This window comes from Rhodococcus sp. PAE-6 (assembly GCF_025290685.1).
In the GTDB taxonomy this organism is placed as follows: domain Bacteria; phylum Actinomycetota; class Actinomycetes; order Mycobacteriales; family Mycobacteriaceae; genus Rhodococcus; species Rhodococcus pyridinivorans.
In genome coordinates this window covers 1-233 of sequence record NZ_JAOCLZ010000251.1, presented here as the reverse complement: position 1 = coordinate 233, position 233 = coordinate 1, and the positions used below count along the sequence as shown (strand labels likewise).

Annotated in this window: 1 protein-coding gene; it reads right to left on the bottom strand. The window is 71.2% G+C overall.

All coding sequences use genetic code 11. From position 1 onward, the window contains the following. Window positions 1-13 precede the first annotated feature (13 nt). Window positions 14-233 (bottom strand): heavy-metal-associated domain-containing protein (locus NVV99_RS26920; protein ID WP_260783346.1); only part of this gene is annotated, 220 nt, incomplete at its 5' end.

Genomic DNA, 233 nt, shown 5'->3' with positions numbered 1-233 from the left:
GTGGCCGGGGTGTTCATGCGAGGCTGTAGCCGGCCTCCTCGACGGCGGCCGCGACGGCGGCATCGGCGAGGGACTCGGCGCTCGTGACGGTGACGGCACCGGTGGCCAGATCGACCGCGACGTTCTCGACGCCCGGGCTCTCCTGGACCTCTTCGGTGACCGACGCGACGCAGTGCTGGCAGGTCATGCCGGTGACGGTGTCGGTGCTGGTCTGGCTCCTGGGAACTCCTCGG